Raw genomic sequence first — 2810 nt, forward strand, 5'->3', positions numbered from 1 at the left:
ACATTAGACATTGCTAATCAATAAATTTATAGTGACTTTAATTTACAACGGAGGGTAACAACATGACGATTGAAAATGGGGTAAGAATATTGGCGGGCAGCATGGTACTGCTGTCGATCGTTTTAACTGTGTTTGTCCATTCAAACTTTATTTGGCTAACGGTATTTGTTGGAGTGAACTTAATTCAAAGCGCTTTCACAGGGATTTGTCCAGCGGCCTTTTTCTTGAAAAAGCTTGGCCTGCACTGAGGATTTACTTACCTTACCATGCCGCTTTTGTTTAATTTTACTGGAGTAATTTATGACTAAGATTGTGATTATTGGTGGTGTCGCGGGTGGTGCATCCGCAGCGGCTCGTGCTCGTCGACTCAGCGAAGAAGCTGAAATCATTATGTTTGAGCGGGGCCCCTTCGTTTCATTTGCTAACTGTGGCTTGCCATATCACATCGGCGGTGACATCAAAGAGCGCAGCAATTTGCTGCTACAAACACCGGAAAGCTTTTTAGCGCGTTTTAATGTAGATGTGCGCACTATGAATGAAGTGCTGCGCATTAATCGTGCAGCGAAAACCATCACTGTACGCAATCTGCTGGATCAGTCAGAGTACCAAGAAAGTTATGATTTTTTGCTGCTTTCCCCTGGAGCGGGTCCTATTGTCCCGTCGATTCCTGGGATTCAAAACCCACTGACCCATTCGCTGCGCAACATTCCAGATATGGATAAAATCATCCAGACGCTGCAAATGAATAAACCTGAGCATGCAACTGTCGTCGGCGGTGGTTTTATCGGTTTGGAAATGATGGAAGCGTTCCATCACCTCGGTATCAAAACCACGCTGATCGAAATGGCTGATCAGGTAATGACACCTGTCGATAGTGAAATGGCGGGCTTTGCTCATGCGGAGATTCGCGCTAAAGGCATCGATTTACGTTTAGGTGTTGCCTTAAAATCGGTCGAATATAAACCAGCGGCGACGTTACCTAGCACAGAATCGGGTGAAACTCTGGAGCACAAACACATCGAAGGTGAACTGGATCTTGTGCTCAGCAATGGTGAAATACTCACCACTGACATCCTGATTATGGCGATTGGTGTGCGTCCAGAAACCAAACTGGCTGCTGAAGCGGGCTTACAACTCGGTGAACTTGGTGGCATTTGGGTGAACGAACAGATGCAGACCAGCGATCCAGCGATTTACGCCGTCGGCGATGCGATCGAAGAAAAGGATTTTGTTACAGGCAAACAAACGCTGGTTCCACTCGCAGGTCCTGCCAATCGCCAAGGTCGCATGGCAGCTGATAACATGCTTGGTCGTAACGAAACCTATCAAGGAACACAAGGAACCGCAATCTGTAAAATATTCGACTTAGCCGTGGCATCCACAGGCAAAAATGAGAAGCAACTAAAACGTGACGGCGTTGATTACGAAAAAGTGTACGTTCACACAGCCAGCCATGCGAGCTACTATCCGGGCGCTGAAGTGGTGTCGTTCAAAATGCTGTTCGATCCAAAATCAGGCAAAATCTTCGGGGCACAAGCGGTGGGTAAAGATGGCATCGACAAGCGTATCGACGTGATGGCTGTCGCTCAACGTGCAGGTATGACAGTAGAACAACTACAACACTTAGAGCTGACTTACGCGCCACCATACGGCAGCGCGAAAGATGTGATTAACCAAGCAGCTTTTGTCGCGACAAATATAATGAAAGGCGATGCAAAAGCCATTCATTTTGATCAAATCGATTCGCTAAATGACACGCATATTATTTTGGATGTACGTAATCCAAGTGAACGTGAAAATGGTAATCATCTCAAAGGCGACATCAATATTCCGGTTGACCAACTTCGTCAACGTATGGATGAACTGCCCAAAGACAAAGAGATCATCATTTATTGCCAAGTCGGGTTGCGCGGTAATGTAGCCTACCGCCAACTGGCCAATAATGGCTTTAAAGCACGTAACTTGATTGGTGGGTTCCGTACTTATCTGTTTGCAAAACAATAAAAGATTCAATTGAGTGCTGCTGATGCGGCACTCTTTTTAAATTAACCGATGTAAACCGCGATTGGCATATTAGTCTGTTCTTCAAGCTCTTTTAATTTCGCCAACAAAGCTGAGTTAATTTGATTGCCAGCGGTCAACATTAAGTTTCCATTGGGTAAGTACAAATCACGCTTAATTTTCATACCCGGTTTCACTTCACTCAAACCAATGCACAATTCTAGGCCATCCTCCAAGTGTTTTAACGAAGTTACTACCATTAAAAAAGCATCCACGACAGTGGGGTCATACAAGGTTCCAGCCTGCTCTTTTATATAACTCTGCGCACTTTTGGTATGCATACGACGTGGATTATTTGGTGATGCAATATAGTAGTCATAATCTTTAACCACTTTAATAATACGTGAACACAAAGGTATTTCTTCACCATGTAAATGGCCTGGCTTACCAGTACCGTCATACAACTCATCTTGGTGGCGAATGATCTCAACTAGTGGTTCAAAGCGCTTAATTCGGCCTAAAATCTCGGCGCCTAATACAGAATTGGCGTTAGGACTCTGAGGAATTGAGGTTTCTGGATCAACAATCAACTTTTCAAGTTCTTTATCTTTCGCACCGATTAATCCTATTTGGTGCATCAAACCACACAAATAGACATGACTGACTTGGCTTTCAGGTAGTTTTAACCGCTGCGCTACTACCTTCGCTTGGTTGGCAATACGCTCTGCGTGATCGGCTGGGTGTCCCGTTCGATATTGAATGATCGCAGTAACCATACCTAGTATATCTTTAAACGTCTTGTTACGACT

3 protein-coding genes are annotated in these 2810 nt (G+C 44.6%); 2 read left to right on the forward strand and 1 reads right to left on the reverse strand.

All coding sequences use genetic code 11. The features are described 5' to 3' along the window. The first annotated feature begins 62 nt into the window (after positions 1-62). Positions 63-248, forward strand: coding sequence for a YgaP family membrane protein (locus AACQ17_RS08210; protein WP_017042380.1), 186 nt, complete (start codon positions 63-65; stop codon positions 246-248). Between the two features lie 52 nt (positions 249-300). Continuing rightward, positions 301-2004, forward strand: coding sequence for an FAD-dependent oxidoreductase (locus AACQ17_RS08215; RefSeq protein WP_094147897.1), 1704 nt, complete (start codon positions 301-303; stop codon positions 2002-2004). A 41-nt stretch (positions 2005-2045) separates the two neighbouring features. Here AACQ17_RS08215 and AACQ17_RS08220 read toward each other — a convergent pair. Then, positions 2046-2810: HD-GYP domain-containing protein (locus AACQ17_RS08220; protein ID WP_141201449.1), on the reverse strand; the 765-nt coding region annotated here is incomplete at its 5' end.

This window comes from Vibrio sp. V10_P2A27P122, from assembly GCF_963874335.1.
Classification (GTDB): Bacteria; Pseudomonadota; Gammaproteobacteria; order Enterobacterales; family Vibrionaceae; genus Vibrio; species Vibrio anguillarum.